Source organism: Cellvibrio sp. ATLC23, assembly GCF_057196725.1.
Map to the genome: position 1 here is coordinate 504,705 of NZ_JBXUOS010000001.1, position 21,285 is coordinate 525,989.

The following is a 21,285-nucleotide window of genomic DNA, read 5'->3' on the forward strand; positions in this document are numbered from 1 at the left end:
CAGTAGAGGCTTATTAATGGACTGTTGTGCACAACCTGGTTTATTACCGGTAGAAGATGCGCTGTTGCGTATGCAGCAACAATTAATTCCAGTGCAAGAAACGGAATGGGTTGATGTAGCGTTTGCGTTGGATCGTGTGCTCGCTGAAGCGGTACTGGCCAGCATTAATGTTCCTGCCAGCGATAATTCGGCGATGGATGGTTACGCACTGCGCAGTGCCGATGCTCAAATTGAAGGCGCGCTGTTTGAGGTGATTGGGCAGTCGCTGGCCGGGCACCCATTTTGTTTTGCAGTGCAACAGGGTACAGAGTCTGCGCTCGGTAAGATGCAGGCAGTTCGCATTATGACGGGTGCGATGATTCCTGCCGGTGCCGATACAGTAGTGATGCAAGAAAATGTTACGCGCACCGGCGAAACTCTGCAGTTAAATACAGCGGTTGTGGCCGGAGATAATATTCGCCGCGCGGGTGAAGATATAAAAAGCGGCAGTGAAATTCTAAGCCAAGGCCATCGTATTAGTGCGCTGGATATAGGTCTGCTGGCATCGCTGGGTATTGCGCGAGTAAAAGTCTGGCGGAAATTGCGCATTGCGGTGTTGTCTACCGGCGATGAATTATTGCCACCGGGCGCGCCGCACAATGCCGACAAAATTTATGACAGCAATCGCCCGTTACTCTGTGCACTCTTGCAGCGTTTAGCGGTGGAAGTTAAAGACCTTGGCATAGTTGCCGATGATCTGCCCGCATTGCGGACGGCATTTACCCAAGCCATGCAATGGGCTGATCTGGTTATTTCTAGCGGCGGTGTATCGGTGGGGGATGCGGACTACACCAAAGCCGTGTTAACAGAATTAGGTGAAATCGATTTTTGGAAAATCGCCATGAAACCGGGCAAGCCATTTGCTTTCGGTCGCTTGGGTGCAGGTTGGTTTTTTGGTTTGCCGGGCAACCCTGTGTCAACAGCGGTGACTTATCATCAGCTCGTGGTGCCTGCGGTTCGATATTTGGCCGGTGAAAAAACGCTTGAGCTTATGCAGTTGAGTGCCATCGCCGAGCAGCGATTAAAAAAACAGCCGGGGCGAATGGATTTTCAGCGCGGAATTTTAATTAATGACCAAGGTGTTAATCGCGTTGTCAGTGCCGGTTCACAAAGTTCCGGTGTGTTAAGCAGCATGGCAAAAGCCAATTGTTATATTCGCTTGGAAGCGGAGCGGGGCACAGTGCAACCTGGTGAAACCGTTACTGTTATCCCGTTTGATAAATTTATTCGCTAATGACAAAGAGGTTTTTTCTTGGACTTGGTTTTTATTTTGATCGCGTGTGGGATTTTTATTGCCGCAGTTCTTTATTCTTCGGTGGGGCATGCAGGGGCTTCTGGTTATATTGCCATTATGGCGCTTGCGGGCTTGGCTCCAGAAAGTTTAAAACCCGCCGCGCTGGTGTTAAATATTTTGGTGGCGAGCATTGCCAGCACTAAATACATTCGGGCCGAAGCATTTTCCTGGCCGCTGCTGTGGCCATTAATTATCACTTCAATTCCCTGCGCTTTTATCGGCGGTGGCTTAACGCTACCGGGTCATTACTACAAACCCATTCTTGGCGCAGTCTTAATTTATGCTGCGTTCCATTCATTTTTCACTGCTAAAGCCGCTGTTTTACAAGAATCCAAAACACCACAAAAACTGTGGCTAGTTGGCACGGGTGCGATTATTGGTTTTTTGTCTGGCCTAATTGGTGTGGGTGGTGGCATTTTTCTTAGCCCCATTTTGTTATTTCTCCGCTGGGGTGAAGCGCGCATTATTTCCGGTGTAGCAGCGGTATTTATTTTGGTGAATTCTATCGCTGGCTTGCTGGGGCTAATTGCCAAACATCCGGTTTTGCCCGAGGGCATTAGCTACTGGGCAATTGCCGCGATTATGGGCGGCTGGCTGGGCGCCGAGTTTGGCAGCAAGCATTTTAGCGGCACTGTGATTCGGCAAGTAATGGCAGTAGTGCTGCTAATTGCGGGTGGAAAAATGTTTTTGGGGTGAGTGCAGCAGTGTTTACCAGCGTTGTGCGAGTTGTTCGTCGCTGTCTTTGGCGGCAACCCAGTAAGATTCTGGAGCGCTGCCAGGGTATTGTTTAAGCGTTTCTTTTTTCCAAAACGGCGCGCTGGTTTTTAATGTATCCATAATAAATAGAGCGGCTTCAAAAGCATCGGTGCGGTGTGCGCTGGATACACCCACCAATACAATCTGGTCGCCCGGCAACAGCTTTCCAGTGCGATGAATAATTGTTGTGCCGAGTAATTTCCAGCGTGCGGTTGCCGCTGTGCTAAGTTGATGAAGCATCGCCTCGGTCATACCGGGATAGTGTTCCAGCTCAAGGCTAATTAGCTGCTGTGGCGGCAAGAAATCGCGCACCAGTCCGCTAAAGAGTACCACCGCACCACAGGGGTAATGCGCCGCTCTTAAATGGTTGTATTCTTTATTTAAATCGAAATCCTCTGTTTGTACACGCACTGAAGTGCTCATATATACCTACTTAGCCACCTGTCACTGGCGGAAAAAAAGCGACCTCATCACCTGCTACAATCGCAGAGTTATTGTTGGCCATGGCGTGATTGACGGCGACCAACAATTTTTTTTCTAAAAATATTTTCTCCCACTGCGGATGTTGTTTAACGATAAAATCTTTCAGTTGGGCGATGCTTTCACCTGAAAAATGCTCGACCAACATGTCCGCGCAGCCGAGGCGCTCGCGCAAGTCGGCAAAAAAACATACTTTAATCATGCTCGCTCTCCTTTTGCCAATCCCCTGTTTTGCCACCGGATTTTTGTTCTACATAAATAGAGTTTATTTCCATGTGTTTATCTACCGCTTTGCACATATCGTAAATAGTTAGCGCGGCAACACTGGCTGCGGTCAGCGCTTCCATTTCCACGCCGGTTTGACCATTGGTGATACAGCGCGCGCGAATAGCGATAGAGCCCAGAGCGAGATTGCAATCAAAGTCGATACTGACTTTGGCGAGCGCCAAAGGGTGGCAGAGTGGAATTAAATCGGCCGTTTTTTTCGCTGCCATAATGCCGGCAATACGCGCGGTGGCTAATACATCGCCTTTTTTCAAGCTGGCACTGTTGATGAGTTCAATCACATCGGGACGGGTGATCAGCATCGCACTGGCAACGGCAATGCGTTTGGTGACCGCTTTATCGCTGACATCCACCATGCAGGCAGCACCGGTTTGATCCAGATGCGTCAGGCCTGATGGGTTTTGTGTTAGGTATTGTTGGTTCATTGGTGGGTGCCTGATTAGCCGCGTGTGCCGCAGGGTGAGCGCTCGGTCTTTTTTAAATGTGGCACAAAGTTGCAAGGCCCCTGGGTTGAATCCAGTTGGTATTTAATAATTTCATCCCAGGCAGTTCTGCAGGCATTGGTAGAGCCAGGCAAGCAGAAAATGAGAGTGTTGTTTGCAAGCCCTGCAACCGCGCGCGATTGAATAGTTGACGTGCCTATGTGGCGATAAGAAATCTGGCGAAATAATTCACCAAAACCTTCCACTGTTTTATCAAACAGCGGTGTCATCGCCTCGGGTGTTGAATCGCGTCCGGTAAAACCGGTGCCGCCGGTAATTAAAATAACCTGAATGGTTTGATCGGCAATCCACTGCGAACACTGAGCGCGGATTTGATAAATATCATCAATAACCAATGCGCGCGCAGCCAATTGGTGCTGCGCTTCTTGCAGCCGCTCAATTAATGCGGCACCGGAAGTGTCAGTGGCCATGGTGCGGGTGTCTGATACGGTTAGAACTGCAATTGCCAGCGGCAGTGTAGTGTCAGTGGTGTGGTGTCCCATAAATAGCTCGCTTGTTGTTAACAGGGTTCAGCCGCCAATCATGGCCAGGTGGCGGGTTGAGCCAGTGACCTGTTGGTGTAAATCGTGACTGGCGGTTTTATGTTGCAGTGCGGCGCGCAAAAAATGCATTAGTGGTTGCGGATCATCACTTTGTAATAGTGCGCGCATGGATTGATGTTGTTCGGCGAATAGACATAAATACAGCTCTGCCTTGCTGGATACCCGTAGGCGATTGCAATCCGCGCAAAAATTTTTGCTGTAGGGCATGATCAGCCCAATGGCGCCGGCATAATCCGGGTGGATAAATTCTTTGGCGGGGCCTGCATTGGCGCTGCGAATTTTTTGTGTCCAGCCTTCGGCTAACAAACGCTGCTGAATACTTTCGCCACTTAAATGTTGGCGCGCAAAAAAATCGGCATTGTCGCCGGTGCGCATTAATTCAATAAAACGCAGCGTCAGCTTGCGCGTTTTAATAAACGCGAGAAAATCATCCAGCTCACTGGCATTTTGTTCACGCAGTAATACTGTGTTGATTTTAACTTGTTTAAAAGCGAGCGCCTGAGCCTGATCCAGCCCGGTTAAAATGCTGCGCAATTTTCCGCTGCCGGTGATTAATTGGAACATTTCCGGGCGCAAACTATCGACGCTGACATTAAGTGCATCCAAACCGGCGGCGCGCCAACTGGCGACATCTTTTTCCAAGCGGAAGCCATTGGTTGTGAGTGCTACAGAGGTAATTCCCGCAACACTTTTGCAGATAGCTATTATCTCGCATAGATCGCGGCGCAAACTGGGTTCACCGCCGGTGAGGCGAATTTTTTGGGTGCCTAACAATGCAAACCCGGTGACTAGGCGGCGAATTTCAGTGGGATTTAAATCGCCATTCATAGAGCGGCATTCACTGCCGTCGGGCAGGCAATAACTGCAACTGAAATTACATTTTTCGGTGAGCGATAGGCGCAGGTAACCAAAGGCGCGTGCAAACCTGTCCGTCAAGGGTGGTTCAATCAACATAAAACACCTTTCCAATCCGGGAGGCCTGTTCATTTCTAAACAGACCCATTGGCTTAATGCCATAGTCGGGATGACGTTAGGTCATGAAGCTCGGCGTTGTTTCTAGTGAGATTTATACTAGCGGGTTTACGCTGTTGGTGTTATTGCCGTAAATGGGTGTGCGATTACCCCTTTGTAGGTAGGTCGCTTTTTGTTGAAGCTAATAATTGATGTGCGCTGCTCAAGGCTTTATGCATGTCGCCAACAGAACAGCTCTGGTGTTCAATTTTTTTCAAGCCCAAACTACTTAGTTCCAAATGCCAGCGGGGTGTAATCTCATGGTTTCCCAATACCTTTTTCACACAAGCTATTCTGCAGCCATCAATGGCGAGAATAGGGCGCCCGGATTTTGCGATTTTGACTAACCCTTTGATATTGCCGCCTACGCCCGCAATACAAGACATTTGTGCATGCCCTTCGCGGTCGAGTACAACGGCAACATCATTAGCCAGCTGCGCCACATTTGAACAACCTGAGCAGGAATAGACTAATGGTAAGTCGGCATTTTTTTTGGTCATGATTGTGTCCTGATACGTTTATACGATGGTAAAAATAAACTGTAATCAGTATAAAAATGACGGGCCTGTTGCGCTTGATCTGCATCAAGCCCTCTTGAATAGCATTAATTTTGCTGCAGATTGCGTTGTATTTCTTGTTCGGCGTGCACTGGGCGAACTTCGGTAAAGTACATCCACATCAATGATGTCCAAATAATGCCGAACATGAACATAAATGCAGATGAGCGCACGCCGGTAAAATCGACCAACGCACCAAATATGATTGGCAAAATAAACCCACCTAAACCACCTGCGAGCCCGACAATACCAGACACTACACCAATATTTTGTGGGTAGTCATCAGCAATATATTTAAATACCGAAGCCTTGCCGACTGCGAAGGCTATGCCCATGGCAAACATAATAATGGTGAAACTGGTCGCGCCCAGACCAAGGTGAAAACTTGTCGGGCCGTTGATTGTGGTGATGACAATTTCAGTGGGTGGATAAGAGAGAAAAAATAAACAGACAAGTGACACCCAAAGTACCCACCAAGTGACTGTGTGAGCACCAAACTTATCGGAGAAGTAGCCGCCCAGTGCGCGCAACATGCCGCCGGGTAAACTAAATGCAACTGCCAGCAGTGCCGCTGTTTTTAAATCAAAACCATATTCGGTGATGTAGTATTTTGTCATCCATAGTGAGAGCGCCACATAGCCGCCAAATACAATGGAGTAATACTGGCTGTAGCGCCATACGCGGGGATCTTTTAATACCATGAGCTGTTGTTTAATGGTGACTTTACTGGTTGCGCTGTGGGATTTATCGGTAAAGCTAAAAAACCAAAATAGCATGGCGGTAATCAGCATTAACACGGCATAGACTTTGGGTACCATTGTCCAGCCATAGGCAACTACAATTAATGGTGCCACCAATTTGGTCACTGCAGCACCGGTATTGCCCGCGCCAAAAATTCCCATCGCCAAACCTTGACGCTCTTTTTTAAACCAGCGTGCGCAATAGGCAATACCAACGGTAAATGAACCGCCGGCGACTCCCACAAATAAACTCAGTACTAAAAATTGCCAGTAAACTGTTGCGTAAGAAATTAGCCAGATTGGTAGTACAGTGGCGAGCATTAATATTAAAAATACAATTCTGCCGCCAAAGCGATCGGTCCACATACCCATGGGCAATCGGATTAAAGAACCGGTCAATACCGGCATAGCAATTAATAAACCAAATTCCGTTTCATTGAGCCCGAGCATTTCTTTGATGGGAATGCCGATAACCGCAAACATCATCCAAATCATAAAACAAATGGTAAATGAAAACGTACTGGCGATAACCACCGACCAGGCTTTGTATTCACTTTTTTCCATAACTATCTCCTAGCGATGCCAATAAATTGCAGTGTGAGTATCATTAAGTGGTGCTCTTCAATAGCAGTTTACTAGGCTTGTTATGGTTGCGCGGTGGTTTGAATAGGTAGGCGCTACCCACAATGAGGTAATTAAAAATGGCGGGTTTATCGTGATAAGAAAGTTGTTACGGATAAGCCTAATATGATTTCGCTGCGCACCCATTTGCGTGATTAGTCATCGGCCAATACCAGGGAATCGCTTGTTCCGTTAATGTTCTCCGCTGCTGGCGATGATTAATTCTTTGCCCGCTTGTTCGTGCCAAAAACCATTGCAGTCAGGTTTTTGTAGCGGAAACAGGGTTGGATTTTTCGCTTGTTGTTGAAAACGTTCGAGCCAGACAAAGGTGTCTTGGGGCTGTGGGCTTAAGCGAATAATATCCACGCTATTGTGCAGCGTTGGTAAATCATTAATAAGATTGTGGCGATAACCGGACTGGGTTTGAATACCATTCAAGGTAAATAATATTTCGCCTTCCTGACTGGTTACAGTGCGCCCCGCTGGATATTTATTGCAGCATAAATCGCATTGGTCTTTTGGTTTTCCCTCTGCGCGCGCGGTAAAACAGCGCGCCGACCACGCAAGCGGTAAATGGCCAAAGGCAAATAACTCGGTTGTAAAACATTCGCGCACATCGTTTATTTCGCTGCTGTCCAACATGGCATTGATCCAGCGCAGCGGCAATTCCACTGGAATTACCCAGCGCTGCATGCCCATTTTCATTAGGTAGCGCACACTGTGCTGGTTGTAACAGTTCAGTGTATTGCCTGCTACAAATGGCAGCCCGCGTTCATTTAATAAACCCACCGCACCTACATCATTGGCTTCAATTAAAAATTCGCCATTGTCGCAATAGCGGTTTAGTTCGCGTAAATCGGCGGGCGATTCCAGCAGGGTCATGCTGGAGAGCACAATTTCTTTACCGGCTTCGCGTAGTTGGTGGGCGATGGTGAGGTAATCTTCCAATCTCAACTCGCGCCGCTTGGGGCACACAGTTTCACCTAAATAAATAATATCCACCGGGGATTCAGCTGCAGTGCGATAAAAATCCAATACGCTATTTTTATCCCAAAAATATAAAATAGGGCCGAGTGAAAATTTCATAATCGCAACCTTTTATTGTTATCGCCACTGCCGTTCATAGGCGCCCAGTGTAGTTTGGCTACCTTCAGCCAGTTGTGCGAGCGCAGCTTGCCATTCCGCTTTTACTAAAAATTTTTCAGGATCGGCGTGGCAGCAATCAATCGCCGCACGCCATGCACGGGTAACCTGCGCGACATAAGCGGCGCTGCGTTGGCGCCCCTCGATTTTTAAAGAGCGAATTCCCAGCGCTAATAATTCTGGCAATAATTCCATTGTGTTTAAGCTGGTGGGTTCTTCCAGTGCATGGTAAGGCGGAGTGTCGGTTTCATCGGCGAGTGCGAAGCGGCCTTTGCACAGTGTGGGATAGCCCGCCGTTTCTTGCGCGCCAAAACGATCAATCAACACATTGTTCAAGCGCGAATCCAATACACCGTTGCGGTCTTCCCAGCGCACAAATTCAGCCGGTGAGCAGGCGCCAAATGTATTGGGCGATTGCCCGGTCAAATAGGAACTTAAATAACAGCGTCCTTCCGCCATAATGCAGAGGCTGCCAAAGGCAAATACCTCCAGCGGTGTGGTGCAGGAACGCGCCAAATTTTTTACTTGCGCGATAGACAATACACGGGGCAATACCACCCGCTGCACATTAAATTGCTGCGTATAAAAATCGATGGCGGCTGCGTTAGTTGCGGATGCTTGCACAGATAAATGCAGCTCTGCTTCTGGATAGCGTTCGGCGGCATATTGCAGAATGCTCATATCGGCAATAATTAATGCATCAACTCCGCAGGCAATCGCCTCATCTACTGCGCTGCTCCAATGCTGCCAGGTATCCGGGTGGGCAAAAGTATTAATTGCCAGATGCACCTTGCATTGGTGTTGATGTGCATAGTGTGTTGCCTCTTTTAGTTTGAGCGCATCCAAATTCAAGCCGGCAAAATGGCGCGCGTTAGTTTTGTTGCGCAACCCCAGGTAAACCGCATCCGCACCATTTTCAATGGCGGCCTTAAGTGCAGGAATATTGCCTGCCGGGCATAACAATTCCATCGTCTACCTCCAATGGTTAATAGCCAGCCTGCGGTTGACTTGTCATGATGTTTTGCATTGCTCTATTGTCAATCATGAGGTGCAAAAATGTTATACCAACAAAGGGTAAGTCAGGGGGTAGATGCGCTCGCACAGGCGATGATTCCACGCCTGCCAAGTGCAATGAATTGGGCGGCGCGACGGGTGCCAGATCGGCTGCAGCAAGTAGCCTTGGCGCGCAGCCTTAACTATGCCCTGCGCGAGGCTATTGCTGCGGGTGAATTGGATTTTTTTTGCAATAAATTACTGCATATTTGTGTGAAGGATATAGATGTGCAATTTGGAATTCGCTATCACCGCCATAAGTTGGTGGTGACAGATGCAGTGGCGGAACCGGATCTACGTTTTAGTGCAAACAGTTATGATCTGCTACTGATTGCAACACAACAGCTTGATCCGGACATGTTGTTTTTTCAGCGGCGGCTGGAAATGAATGGTGATACTGAATTGGGTTTGGGGATTAAAAACTTATTGGCCAGTATTGAGTTAAATGCCCAATTGCCCCCGCGTATCGCTAGGGTGATACAACAAATTGCCGGGATTATTGCGCGTAACCGAAAATAGCTGTGCAAAAAACTGCACACCGGCTAGGGGAACCGGGTGCAGAAAGTGCTGAGGAGATTTCAGCAATATTGGTGGTGAAAAAGTGCTGTTAACAGGTTAAGCGGATTTTACTAGGCGAATTAATTATCCTAGGCCGTAGCGGTTGATTTATATCGCACAGCTTGATATTGCGCACTATTTGCCGAACTGGTGCGCGCTTTTTTCACATGGTAGTGACGCAATTTGTGCTCTTTGCGCCGCCCTGCACTGAATGACGAAATACGTTTCAAATAACCAATTACGCGAGTGCCATAGTCCACATCGCCTGAACCGCAGGCGGAGCAGTGGTGCAGGGTGCGTTTATCAATCTGCTGGCACTGATTACAGATTGTGATTTTTACGTTGATGCAGAAGTAGTTGCAGCCGGTTTTAGCGGCGATATTAATCAGGTTTAGATAGGCATCTGCACTTAATGCTTCGTCCAGATTTAAATGCAGTGCCGAGCCGCCATCGAGATAATCAATCAACTCGCGGCCATGCAAAATAAACTTATCAAGCGGGTTGGTCGCTTCATCTTCTACTATATAAAAATACGAGTTATAACAGTCGCGTTTCACTTCATAGCCATCGGCCTTATCCCATTTTGCATTTTTAATTCCCAAATTTTCGGCGGGAACAAATTCGGTATTAAATAAATATCCGAATTCTGCTTTGGCCGCTTTGTTTGCGTTGTAAATCACCTTTAAATGATTTTGGACAAAGGCAATATACTCTTTGTTATTGCTGACTTTTATGCCTTGTGACTCAGCGGCCTCCGCCATGCCGTTAATGCCGATGGTGAGGAATTGTTTGTTAAGGCTAATAAAACCTGCGGAGTACACGTTTAGCATGCCAGCGGCTAAATAATCTTCCATTAATTGGCGATATGCGACCTGGTAACAGTGAATTTTTTTCACTTCGGTGAGGAGGTCGCGTTTGTCTTGCACCAAACGGTTCATATTAAGGGTGATGACATTAATTGAACCGGTGGCGACACCGCCAGCACCGAGGGTGTAAGAAAATGTGTGGTCGCTAATTTCATTGCGCAGGCGGCAGCAAGAGGCGAGCGAATCGGCATTGTCAGAGAGATACATAAAAAACGCACTGCCTTGCGCGAGATGTGAACCTATAGCGGCAGCAAAGGCCTGATCTTTACACTGACCATCTTCGGTTAACATGGCAACGGTCACCACCGGGAAGGTCAGTAAGGTTTTGCTGCGCTCGGCATTAAACCAGTGCAGGAAAAAATCTTGCAGTTGCGCAACACTATTCCATTCGGGCTTGGTGAAATCCGGGAATACAAATTCGCCAAACATCGAATCAAAATAGTGTTGGTCATAAATAGAAATGTTCCAGAACACACTTTGATAACCACGCGCTGCCGCCGGTTGATTCAGGGCATAAACAACATGTTGCAAGTGGTTGGCAATTTGTTTGGTGTGGGTGGTGAGGTAATTGTCGCCATAGTCTTTGCGCGCAAAATAGTCAAAGTAGGTAAGGAATTCGACGGTTGCTATAGCACCGGCAAATTGCGAACTTACTGCAAAAACAAAATTCACAAATGTGCCGCAAAAAGATTCCAGGTGCTGTGGCGCGCGGGATTCCCCGCCCAGCTTGGTCAACCCATCCAATAAAAATGGATACATGGTGAGCGATGCACAATAGGGTTTTAGGCTGGTTTCATCGTGCACATAAATTTCATGTTGTTCAATTTGGCGAATATATTCAGTTGCCATTTTATCGCCAAACAATTCGGAAATTTTCCGGCTGACTTGCGCGCGATTAACCTGCACAAAAAAATCCTTCATTAACTCCGCCTCCAATGTGGCAATATTTTTTTGCGTGACATTGGCATTGGCGTCCATGGTGGAACCGTCAGCGGCATTTTCTGCCGCTAAATAATGCTGAATAAAATTTAATTTTTCATCGAGTTGAGCAGGGTTCAGGCGCAGCATAAAAAACTCCTCGTGATAGATGATGACTAACGTGTAATTAACAATTGGCAGTGGCGTGAAATTTGTAATTCAATAATTCATTGGTGCGTAAATCGATGAAGCGCTGATTGGTATTAGGGTTGTCCAAACCGCCGCGCGCTGCAGTCCAAGCGCCGGTTTTTACATAGGTCAAGTGCGGTAATAAACAATTGGGAATCAAATCAAAACCGCTGTAGAGGCAGGTGTGTAAGTTGGCGCGTTGCGCTTGTTCAAGCAGGGGCTGTAAAAGTGCGGGAAGCCATTCCCCGCCAAAAAAAACGACGCAACTAATGAGCCCGCGATACTCGTCCAAACGGCTCTGAAAATAGTCTTTGTAGAGTGGCTCCCCTAACTTGGGGTTGCGGTATTCGCTGCTATGACAGCCTTTGCAGCGCAGGGGGCAGCCAGTAATGGTGTAAGCCAGTGAGGTTTCACCGGGCACTTCCTGCCACACAATCTGTTCGTTCACAAAACGTAAGAATTTCATAAAACACCATATCTAGTATTCATTTTTTAGTTTGTATCTATATGTGGTGCAAGGCTAGTCTGTGAGCTGGCTTAAATATTTGATCTACATCAAGCCTTGGGCGCTGCTACCCACAAAGGAGTAGGTGGCTGGCGGGGAGGTAGCTAAACCTTAATGGGTATTTAACCGCTCGGGTGGAGTGCGTAGATTGTGTGATTGGGTAATTAGACGAGGTTAAGCCAATGGAACATTTTGATGATTTTTTAATAGCTGCACGGGCGCAAGCAGATGCGCAACGTTTATTGTTGGTATTTGTGGCGGTAGATGAGGTGGCAAATAACAATACACAGGAGGGCGGTTTTCTAACCCCTAAAATGTGTGTTGATAAAACGCCGAATGAAATTACCAGCTTCAATGATCTGATCGCGGAAGCGGCGCAGACGGGTCAGGCTTGGTCGCTGGTGTTTGCTGCCAGCCTTGCCGGTAAAGGCGCTGATGCACCAAGCAGCAGCGATGCCAACAAACCCCTTGATGCAATGATTGCAGGTATTAATACCGGTATGATTCAGCAGTATTTGGTATTTGATAAGCAGGGGGATATTTTGTCGTTAACGGCCAACGAGTAGCGCGAATTTACCAGAAGACGCGCGCATCATCCAATTCATCAAACGGAATCTGCGCGCGTATTGGTTCCACTAAGACTGTCATCGTATGAACGGTGCCAGGCTTTTTCATTTCACCTTGCACCGCAAATCAATGATTAAAATTTATTGTATGAGCGGTGATGCAGGCACAGAAAAATCATAACCTTCTATCTTTGCATCATTAATCAATTGCTGAATATATTGGGCGATAGCTTTGTGGCGTACACGCTCCTGTAAAAAGTGTGCAATTTTGGTTTTGACATCATCAAATTGCAGTGCTTGCCCCGGGGTGATGCGATTGACTTTTACAATATGAAAACCATAGCGGCTTTCCAGTGGTTGGTGATGTAAACCCACAGGCAATAACAATAACTGCCGTTCAAACTCTGGCACTGTTTGGCCGCGGCTGATAACACCCAAATCGCCGCCCTCATGTTTGGACGGGCAGGCGGAATGGGTTTGTGCCAGCTGGGCAAAATCTTGCCCCAGCTGCAATTTTATTAACAGCGCTTCAGCGTCTTGTTTGGCGGTAATACGCGCAGCTTCATCGTCTGGTGCTGCAGCAATTAAAATATGCTGCAATTCAAGCAGTGGTGAACTCATAAAACGCTGTGCATTAGCGCGATAATATTGCTGGCAGGCCTGTTCATCCGCCGTTGGCAATTGCACTTCCTGCGCAAGTAAGGCTTCAATAAAATCTTCATCGGAAGCCTCTGCGTTATCGTCGCCCACTTGCAGTTCAAGTTGCGCTGCGCGCTGGCGCAGCAACTCGCTGATGATTAATGCCTCAGCGGCTTTAATCATAGCTTCGCGCTGCGAAGCCGCCGGATGATATTGCATTTCAGCCAGAATATGTTGTTCATTAATAGTGGTTTGGTTGACCTGAATCATAGGGTTCTCCTTCGCGATTAATGCCAGGCTTTTTTGCGCACAATTTGATAGCGGCGCCCCAGGTATTGCACCGGCACACTGAATACATGCACCAAGCGGCTAAAGGGGAATACCACAAATAAACTCATTCCCAAAAACACATGGAGTTTATAAATCCAGTGTACTGAAGCTATAGCCGTTGCCGCTTGCGCAGGATCAAAGGTGACAATGTTTTGCGCCCAACTCATTAACAACAACATTTCTTCGCCGTCGGTATGTTGCGCAGAAATAAAAATCGAACCCAACCCCAAAATCAATTGTGCGTAGAGTAACAGCAATACTGTGATGTCCATGGTGCTACTGGTGGCGCGAATGCGCGGATTAAATAAACGACGACGCAGTAGAATCGTCAGTCCGATAAAACAAATAACACCAAATACACCGCCGAGTGTCATCGCAATCAATTGTTTGTGATGCGCGTGAATGCCGAGCACATGCCAAACTTCAACGGGTGTTAATAACCCGACAAAATGACCCAGCAATACCATGATGATACCTACGTGAAATAAACGGCTACCGGTTTTGAGTTGTTTGCTTTCCAGCAATTGGCTGGAGCTGGCTCTCCAGGTGTATTGCTCGCGGTCGTAGCGAATCCAGCTGGCGATAAAACAAATAATTAATGCCAGATAGGGGTAGAGGCCAAATAATAATGTGTTGAGATAATTCATAACTGCTCCTATTACCGCGCACTGGCTTGTAAATTTACTAATTCATCGACATTGAGAAATTCGACATGATCCCGGCTCTGTTGTGGGGTGGGGCGCGCCGTTGTATTACTGCAGCTGTCGGCATTTTTTTCAGCGCCGAAATTCACCACTTCATCCTCCCAGACCTTATCTAATGCCTCGGGTGTGTCATCACGTTTTTCTTGCTCTAGTTGTTTGTGCAGTTCGTCGATATTAACCTCGACTCCCGAAAGCAAAATCAGGCAGTGGAATAGCCCGGCATAGGGGTTGTCGCGCTTTTCCAGACGGCAGGCCAATACCGCTAAAATCGGCGCAACTTCCTCTAAACCTATGCGTGCATTTTCTTCACCTTGAGTGGATAAGAATTCCAGATACAGCGGTAAATAATCCGGTAATTCTTTTACTCCTATTTCCAGACCTGCATCCCGGTATTGTTGTTGGAGGTTCACCATCGCTTGCCCTCTATCGCGCGATTCACCGTGGATATGCTCAAATAAATGCAGTGAAAGCGCGCGGCCACGCTCAAACAAACCGTCATAGTCTGATTGCAAATCCAGCAGCGAACTGTGGCTGTAGTGTGCTAAAAAATTATCTAAGAACCTGTGCAATTGTTGCAGATGATCCGGTATTGCCATCTGTTGCACGGTTGCATGCAACTCAGCCACCAATTCGGCAGAGTTGTCTTGCGGATAATCTAACAGGAGTGATAAAACCCTTAACAATTTCATATGCATTACTCCTGAATTGATACGGGAATGACTTGGCGAACCCCTTTGGCTTTAGTGCCAAATAAGCTCACATCATTGTTGCCATCGCCGCAGCCATTACCAAAACTAAAACCGCAACTGCTTTTTAAATCGTAGGCATTTTCGGCATAGGCGCGGTGGCTGGTCGGCACCACAAAACGGTCTTCGTAATTGGCGATGGCCATATAGCGATACATTTCTTCAACCGTGGCGACATCGAGACCGACTTGTTTCAGTACTGCCAAATCCTGCACACCATCTACATGTTTGCTTCGCATATAGGCGCGCATGGCAATCATGCGTTCAAGGGCATGCACAATCGGTTTTTCATCGCCTGCAGTTAACAAATTGGCGAGATAACGCAGCGGAATACGCAGCGATTTTAAATCGGGAATTTCGCCGTTCATGCCGATATGACCTGCTTGCGCTGCATTTTGAATAGGCGATAGCGGCGGTATGTACCACACCATTGGCAAGGTGCGATATTCAGGGTGCAAAGGCAGTGCGACTTGCCAATCAACCGCCATTTTGTAGACCGGCGAACGCTGTGCAGCGTCAATCCACGCCTGCGGAATACCTTCGGCTTGTGCGGCGGCAATGACGCCGGGTGAGTTGGGGTCAAGAAAAATATCCAGCTGTGCTTGATACAAATCTTTTTCGCTCGCCACACTGGCCGCTTCAGCGATGCGATCTGCATCGTATAACAGCACGCCTAAATAGCGAATGCGGCCCACACAGGTTTCTGAACAAACGGTTGGTTGACCTGCTTCAATGCGCGGATAACAAAAAGTACATTTTTCTGATTTGCCACTTTTCCAGTTGTAATAGATTTTTTTGTAAGGGCAGCCAGATACACACATCCGCCAGCCGCGACATTTATCCTGATCGATTAACACAATGCCGTCTTCTTCGCGTTTGTAAATTGCACCGGAAGGGCAGGAGGCAACACAGGCCGGGTTTAAGCAGTGCTCACATAAACGCGGCAGGTACATCAAAAATGTTTTTTCAAATTGTCCGTAAATTTCGGTTTGCACTACATTGTCAAAGTTTTTATCTTTTTTGCGTTTGGCAAACTCGGTGCCGAGAATTTCTTCCCAGTTTGGACCCCAGTTAATTTTTTCCATGCGCTGGCCGGTAATGAGCGAGCGCGGGCGCGCGGTGGGTTGGTGCTGGCTATTACCGGCGGTGTGCAGGTGCTGGTAATCAAAATCAAAAGGTTCGTAATAATCGTCAATTTCCGGTAGATCCGGGTTGGCAAAAATATTGGCGAGTACACGCAGTTTGCCACCAATGCGCGGGGTTAGTTTTCCGTTGGCACTGCGCTGCCAGCCGCCTTTCCATTTATCTTGATTTTCCCATTCTTTGGGGAAGCCAACGCCAGGTTTTGTTTCTACGTTATTAAACCAGGCGTACTCAACGCCTTCGCGAGAGGTCCAAACATTTTTGCAAGTAATAGAGCAAGTGTGGCAACCGATACATTTATCCAGGTTCAACACCATGCCAATCTGGGCACGAACTTTCATGTTAATTTCTCCGGTCGAGAATAATAATTTAAGAAGCGGCGATTTTTTAACAGTGATCGCCTTGGTTTAGGGTGTATCTAACCAATCCACTTCTGTCATTTTTCTCACAACCACAAATTCATCGCGGTTGCAGCCAACGGTGCCGTAATAATTGAACCCGTATGCCTGTTGTGCATAGCCACCAATCATATGGGTGGGTTTCATAACGGCGCGGGTTACAGAGTTATGCATGCCGCCACGTGTTTTGGTGAGCGATGAGCCGGGCATATTAATAATGCGTTCCTGTGCGTGGTACATCATACCCATGCCTTGCGGTACACGTTGGGATACCACAGCACGTGCAGCAATGGCACCGTTCACATTAAAGATATCGATCCAGTCGTTGTCTTCAATGCCTGCGGCTTTAGCATCTGTTTCACTCATCCAAACAATCGGGCCACCGCGCGATAAGGTGAGCATTAACAGGTTGTCGCTATAGGTACTGTGAATGCCCCACTTCTGATGCGGTGTGATCCAGTTCAAAATAATTTCTTTATTGCCGTTTGGTGTGCGGTTCATCACCGGGTCGATGGTTTTTAAATTGACCGGCGGTTTATAACAGCACAGCTGCTCGCCAAAATCGCGCATCCATTCATGATCCTGATAAAACTGCTGGCGGCCGGTGATGGTGCGCCACGGAATTAATTCATGCACATTGGTATAGCCCGCGTTGTAGGACACATGTTCATCTTCCAAACCTGACCAGGTGGGTGCAGAAATAATTTTGCGCGGCTGGGCAACAATGTCGTGAAAGCGAATTTTTTCCTCTTCTTTGGGTTTGGCTAAATGGGTGTGGTCGCGCCCGGTAATTTTTGAAAGTGCATCCCAGGCTTTTACCGCAACATGCCCATTGGTTTCTGGTGCGAGCGATAAAATAACTTCGCAAGCATCAATTGCTGTTTCAATTTTCGGGCGACCTTGGTGCGCGCCTTCCTCATGGTGAATGCGATTTAATTTACCGAGGAATTCCACTTCTTCTTTGGTATCCCACTTAATACCTTTGCCGCCATTACCGAGTGATTCGAGCAGCGGGCCAACGGAGGTAAAACGTTTATAGGTGTTGGGGTAATCGCGTTCTACCACCACCATATTGGGCATGGTCAGCCCGGGTATGGCTTCACATTCACCTTTCCACCAGGCTTTAACACCGTAGGGTTGAGCGAGTTCATCGGGTGAATCGTGCATCATGGGTTGCGTAACAAAATCTTGCTCGACCCCCAAATGACCTTCACAGAGTGATGAGAATTTTTTGGCTATACCTTTAAAAATGTCCCAGTCACTGCGCGATTCCCATACCGGATCAATGGCTTTGGTGAGTGGATGAATAAACGGATGCATATCCGAAGTATTCATGTCGTCTTTTTCATACCAGGTTGCGGTTGGCAGCACTATGTCGGAATACAAACAGGTGGTGGACATTCTGAAATCCAGCGTGACTAGTAAATCCACCTTGCCTTCCGCACCTTCTTGATGCCATTTCACATCTTCCGGTTTTTTGCCATCCGTACCCAAGTCTTTGCCGAGCAAGCCGTGTTTGGTGCCGAGTAAATGGTTGAGCATGTATTCGTGGCCTTTGCCACTGGAGCCTAATAAGTTAGAGCGCCAGATGAACAAATTGCGCGGAAAGTTTTCCGGTGCGTCGGGGTCGATACAAGAAAATTCAATTTCACCGCTTTTGAGTTTTTCAACTACATAATCCTTGGGTGATTTTCCTGCGGTAGTTGCGGCCGCAACAATGCTCAGTGGATTGGTTTTTAATTGTGGAGCAGAAGGCAGCCAGCCCATACGCTCAGCGCGTGCATTAAAATCGATAATGCTGCCGCTCCATTTTTCTTTGTTGGCGAGTGGTGAAACCACTTCACTCATATCCAATTTTTCGTAGCGCCACTGGCTGGCATGATTATAGAAAAATGAAGTGCCGTTCATTTGGCGCGGTGGGCGCTGCCAATCCAAACCAAACGCAAGTGGCAGCCAACCATTTTGCGGGCGCAGTTTTTCCTGACCGACATAATGTGCCCAACCGCCGCCACTTTGGCCAACACAGCCGCACATCATCAGCATATTAATCAGGCTGCGGTAATTCATATCCATGTTGTACCAGTGATTGAGTGCGGCGCCCACAATCACCATTGAGCGGCCATGGGTTTTGTCAGCAGTGCGCGCAAACTCACGTGCAACCCGAATAACATCTTCGCGTTTCACGCCGGTAATTTTTTCTTGCCATGCGGGGGTGTAGGGGGCGTCCTCATCAAAACTCTTGGCTACATTGGCATCGCCCAAACCATTGTCTACACCGTAGTGTGCAACCATCAAATCAAACACACTGGCTACCCAAGTGGTTTCACCATTGGCCAGCAGCACTTTGCGCGCTGGCACTTTGCGCAATTGAATATCACTGTGGTCCGTGTGTTTAAAATAATTGTGCTCGTGTTCATTGCCGCCGAAGTAGGGGAAGGCAACGTCAATAATTGCATCACAATTATTTTTTAACGACAAAAGCGTATCTGTTTCAGCGCCGTTTTTTCCGTCGCGCTGTTCAAGGTTCCACTTGCCACTTTGCCCCCAGCGGTACCCAATGGAACCATTGGGGCTGATCAATTCTTGTGTCTGTGAATTAATCGCAATGGTTTTCCAGTCGGGATTATTTTCCTGCCCGAGATTGTCCACTAAATCTGCTGCGCGTAAAAAACGCCCCTGTGTTAAATGCTCGCCATGTGGTTCGAGCATTACCAGCATGGGCATATCGGTATATTGTTTTACATAGTTGGTGAAATAGGTGCTGGGATTATCGATATGAAATTCTTTTAAGATTACATGACCAAACGCCATGCCCAGTGCTGCATCGGTGCCTTGTTTGGGCGCCAGCCAAGTGTCGCCAAATTTCGATGCCTCTGAATAATCGGAAGTAATAACACAGGTTTTGGTTCCCTTATAGCGAACTTCAGATAAAAAATGCGCATCGGGTGTACGTGTTTGTGGAACGTTAGAACCCCATACAATAATGTAATTGGAGTTATACCAATCGGCAGATTCAGGTACGTCGGTTTGCTCGCCCCACACCTGTGGTGATGAAGGTGGCAAGTCGCAATACCAATCGTAAAAACTTAAACAGTTGCCGCCAATTAATGACAAGTAGCGCGAGCCAGCCGCGTAGGACACCATCGACATAGCGGGAATAGGCGAGAAACCGCTAATGCGATCTGGCCCATAGGTTTTAGCGGTGTACACATTTGCGGCGGCAATAATTTCATTTACTTCGCCCCAGTGTGCGCGCACAAAACCACCCAGACCGCGACGGGATTTATATTTTTTTGCGCGTGCGGGATCTTCCACAATGGAACCCCAGGCTTCTACCGGGTCGCAATATTCCTGCCGCGCTTCGCGCCAAAGTTCAATTAATGCCTGACGCACTTTGGGATATTTCAAACGATTGGCGCTGTAAATATACCAGGAGTAACTGGCGCCTCGAGGGCAGCCGCGCGGTTCATGGTTTGGTAAGTCAGGGCGTGTGCGCGGGTAATCTGTCTGTTGGGTTTCCCAAGTTATCAAACCGTCTTTCACGTAAATTTTCCAGCTACAAGAACCGGTGCAATTGACTCCGTGGGTTGAGCGCACAATTTTATCGTGCTGCCAGCGTTGACGATAACCTTGCTCCCAAGTGCGATCTTCATTGGTGGTAGCACCATGCCCATCAGCAAAGGGTTCTTGACGTTTTTTAAAAAAACGTAATTTGTCGAGTAGATGACTCATTCTTCGGCAGCTCCTAAAAGTGTGCGCGTCAATCCATTACAGCCCCAAGGTGGTTATGTTAATGGCGCGCTTTCGGTTCACGGTTGACACTTGAATACTGCGCCATTCATGAGTTGTCTGCCAGTGAGGGAAAAGTGTCAAAAACGGCGCTAACTACCTCTTTGTGAGTATTTGATTTGTTAGGCTAAGCTTATGAATTTATTACATTTATTGTATTTTTTATAAAGCTAGTTAAAGTAAAAAAATACACCCTAGTGCAGAAGGAGTACTCCAATAAAAAGGCCGCTCTACCATGTGGGGAGCGGCCTTAAAAAAACAGGATAATAAGAATAAAAAAATTAATGCGGGGCGAGGGCGGCGAGCACATCCATAGCAGTAATAACACCGATTACTTTATTGTTGTCGGTGACAAATACGCGATGTAAATGTTGTTCAAGCAGCAATTGTGCGACTGATTTAATTGATTCGCTCTGGTCGATTGCAATTACTTCATGGGTCATTATCTGATGCACCGTGCAGTTTTTGTCGGCATCCTTCACCCAGGAGCGCAACACCTCTTCATTTATTTCCTGACCGCAGCTATCCCTATAGTGATTGCGCAGTGCATTACTTTTATCGCCCTCGGTGAGATTATTAAATTTAAATACATCGCTTATGCTTACCACGCCTACTAATTCGTGGTCTGATGCTATGACCGGCGCGGCGGAAATTTTTCGGTTAATAAAAAAATCCGCCAAGCGGCTGATCGTCCAGCCCTCATAGGCGGTTAATAATGTGCTGCTCATAATATCTTTGGCGCAAGAGCCGCTAGTATTGGTAGTATTCATCATTGAGCCTCGTGTGGTTTGATTGGCGCTAGGTAATAAAGCTTATCGGCTAAAAAACACTTTTTAGCAATTTCTCTGAGTGGCTAGATGAACCTAAAAAAATACCTATTAAGAGGTATTTATCTTTTTTACATGAAGCA

General features: G+C 47.4%; 21 protein-coding genes and 1 riboswitch. Of the genes, 4 read left to right on the top strand and 17 right to left on the bottom strand.

The features are described from left to right. Positions 1-16 precede the first annotated feature (16 nt). Together moeA and AC2CG4_RS01990 are read left to right on the top strand one after the other, a co-directional pair. On the top strand, positions 17-1,273 hold the full coding sequence (gene moeA, locus AC2CG4_RS01985; protein ID WP_484484654.1) for a molybdopterin molybdotransferase MoeA: 1,257 nt from the start codon (positions 17-19) through the stop codon (positions 1,271-1,273). Positions 1,274-1,291: 18 nt separating this feature from the next. Beyond that, positions 1,292-2,029, top strand: coding sequence for a sulfite exporter TauE/SafE family protein (locus tag AC2CG4_RS01990; RefSeq protein ID WP_484484655.1), 738 nt, complete (start codon positions 1,292-1,294; stop codon positions 2,027-2,029). A gap of 12 nt (positions 2,030-2,041) precedes the next feature. Here AC2CG4_RS01990 and AC2CG4_RS01995 read toward each other — a convergent pair whose 3' ends face one another. The 9 genes from AC2CG4_RS01995 to ubiU all read right to left on the bottom strand — a co-directional run bounded on the left by AC2CG4_RS01995 (position 2,042) and on the right by ubiU (position 8,940). Continuing rightward, a complete protein-coding gene (locus AC2CG4_RS01995) occupies positions 2,042-2,512 on the bottom strand; it encodes a molybdenum cofactor biosynthesis protein MoaE (protein ID WP_484484656.1) in 471 nt (156 codons plus the stop codon). A gap of 10 nt (positions 2,513-2,522) precedes the next feature. After that, on the bottom strand, positions 2,523-2,771 hold the full coding sequence (locus AC2CG4_RS02000; protein WP_484484657.1) for a MoaD/ThiS family protein: 249 nt from the start codon (positions 2,769-2,771) through the stop codon (positions 2,523-2,525). Further along, a complete protein-coding gene (moaC, locus tag AC2CG4_RS02005) occupies positions 2,764-3,279 on the bottom strand; it encodes a cyclic pyranopterin monophosphate synthase MoaC (RefSeq protein ID WP_484484658.1) in 516 nt (171 codons plus the stop codon). Before moaC ends, AC2CG4_RS02000 begins: the two co-directional genes overlap by 8 nt. Before the next feature lie 14 nt (positions 3,280-3,293). Further along, a complete protein-coding gene (gene moaB / locus AC2CG4_RS02010) occupies positions 3,294-3,839 on the bottom strand; it encodes a molybdenum cofactor biosynthesis protein B (protein ID WP_484484659.1) in 546 nt (181 codons plus the stop codon). 27 nt (positions 3,840-3,866) lie between these two features. Further along, positions 3,867-4,853 (bottom strand): GTP 3',8-cyclase MoaA, encoded by a 987-nt coding sequence (gene moaA, locus AC2CG4_RS02015; RefSeq protein ID WP_484484660.1) that lies wholly within the window; start codon positions 4,851-4,853, stop codon positions 3,867-3,869. Next, positions 4,842-4,961: riboswitch (molybdenum cofactor riboswitch) on the bottom strand. Its footprint overlaps the gene before it by 12 nt. A 56-nt stretch (positions 4,962-5,017) precedes the next feature. Next, a complete protein-coding gene (locus tag AC2CG4_RS02020) occupies positions 5,018-5,410 on the bottom strand; it encodes a putative zinc-binding protein (protein ID WP_484484661.1) in 393 nt (130 codons plus the stop codon). Positions 5,411-5,514: 104 nt separating this feature from the next. After that, positions 5,515-6,771 carry an MFS transporter gene (locus AC2CG4_RS02025; RefSeq protein WP_484484662.1) on the bottom strand — a complete coding sequence of 419 codons (1,257 nt, stop codon included), beginning with the start codon at positions 6,769-6,771 and terminating at the stop codon, positions 5,515-5,517. Between the two features lie 249 nt (positions 6,772-7,020). Further along, positions 7,021-7,914, bottom strand: a complete 894-nt coding sequence (locus AC2CG4_RS02030; protein ID WP_484484663.1) for a U32 family peptidase — start codon at positions 7,912-7,914, stop codon at positions 7,021-7,023. Positions 7,915-7,932: 18 nt separating this feature from the next. Next, entirely contained in the window at positions 7,933-8,940 is a 1,008-nt protein-coding gene (gene ubiU, locus AC2CG4_RS02035) for a ubiquinone anaerobic biosynthesis protein UbiU (RefSeq protein WP_484484664.1), read from the bottom strand. Positions 8,941-9,027: 87 nt separating this feature from the next. Here ubiU and ubiT point away from each other — a divergent pair, with 87 nt between their 5' ends. Beyond that, positions 9,028-9,543, top strand: coding sequence for a ubiquinone anaerobic biosynthesis accessory factor UbiT (gene ubiT, locus AC2CG4_RS02040; protein WP_484484665.1), 516 nt, complete (start codon positions 9,028-9,030; stop codon positions 9,541-9,543). A gap of 128 nt (positions 9,544-9,671) precedes the next feature. Here the strand turns inward: ubiT and nrdD are convergent, their stop codons facing one another. Both nrdD and nrdG read right to left on the bottom strand, forming a co-directional pair. After that, the gene (gene nrdD / locus AC2CG4_RS02045; protein ID WP_484484666.1) at positions 9,672-11,516 is read right to left on the bottom strand and encodes an anaerobic ribonucleoside-triphosphate reductase; all 1,845 of its coding nucleotides are present in this window, start codon (positions 11,514-11,516) and stop codon (positions 9,672-9,674) included. A 37-nt stretch (positions 11,517-11,553) separates the two neighbouring features. Beyond that, positions 11,554-12,021, bottom strand: coding sequence for an anaerobic ribonucleoside-triphosphate reductase activating protein (gene nrdG / locus AC2CG4_RS02050; protein WP_062065066.1), 468 nt, complete (start codon positions 12,019-12,021; stop codon positions 11,554-11,556). Positions 12,022-12,242: 221 nt separating this feature from the next. Here nrdG and AC2CG4_RS02055 point away from each other — a divergent pair, with 221 nt between their 5' ends. Next, the gene (locus AC2CG4_RS02055; protein ID WP_484484667.1) at positions 12,243-12,626 is read left to right on the top strand and encodes a ribonucleotide reductase subunit alpha; all 384 of its coding nucleotides are present in this window, start codon (positions 12,243-12,245) and stop codon (positions 12,624-12,626) included. Between the two features lie 141 nt (positions 12,627-12,767). Here the strand turns inward: AC2CG4_RS02055 and AC2CG4_RS02060 are convergent, their stop codons facing one another. The 6 genes from AC2CG4_RS02060 to AC2CG4_RS02085 all read right to left on the bottom strand — a co-directional run bounded on the left by AC2CG4_RS02060 (position 12,768) and on the right by AC2CG4_RS02085 (position 21,148). Further along, positions 12,768-13,535 carry a peptidylprolyl isomerase gene (locus AC2CG4_RS02060; RefSeq protein WP_484484668.1) on the bottom strand — a complete coding sequence of 256 codons (768 nt, stop codon included), beginning with the start codon at positions 13,533-13,535 and terminating at the stop codon, positions 12,768-12,770. A 17-nt stretch (positions 13,536-13,552) separates the two neighbouring features. Beyond that, the gene (gene narI / locus AC2CG4_RS02065) at positions 13,553-14,242 is read right to left on the bottom strand and encodes a respiratory nitrate reductase subunit gamma (protein WP_484484669.1); all 690 of its coding nucleotides are present in this window, start codon (positions 14,240-14,242) and stop codon (positions 13,553-13,555) included. A gap of 11 nt (positions 14,243-14,253) precedes the next feature. Beyond that, positions 14,254-14,988 (bottom strand): nitrate reductase molybdenum cofactor assembly chaperone, encoded by a 735-nt coding sequence (gene narJ / locus AC2CG4_RS02070; protein WP_484484670.1) that lies wholly within the window; start codon positions 14,986-14,988, stop codon positions 14,254-14,256. 5 nt (positions 14,989-14,993) lie between these two features. Continuing rightward, positions 14,994-16,529: a nitrate reductase subunit beta gene (gene narH, locus AC2CG4_RS02075; protein WP_484484671.1), complete on the bottom strand. Its 1,536-nt coding sequence runs from the start codon at positions 16,527-16,529 to the stop codon at positions 14,994-14,996. A 66-nt stretch (positions 16,530-16,595) separates the two neighbouring features. Beyond that, positions 16,596-20,318 (bottom strand): nitrate reductase subunit alpha, encoded by a 3,723-nt coding sequence (locus AC2CG4_RS02080; RefSeq protein WP_484484672.1) that lies wholly within the window; start codon positions 20,316-20,318, stop codon positions 16,596-16,598. A gap of 338 nt (positions 20,319-20,656) precedes the next feature. Further along, positions 20,657-21,148 carry a CBS domain-containing protein gene (locus AC2CG4_RS02085; protein WP_484484673.1) on the bottom strand — a complete coding sequence of 164 codons (492 nt, stop codon included), beginning with the start codon at positions 21,146-21,148 and terminating at the stop codon, positions 20,657-20,659. Positions 21,149-21,285: the final 137 nt, after the last annotated feature.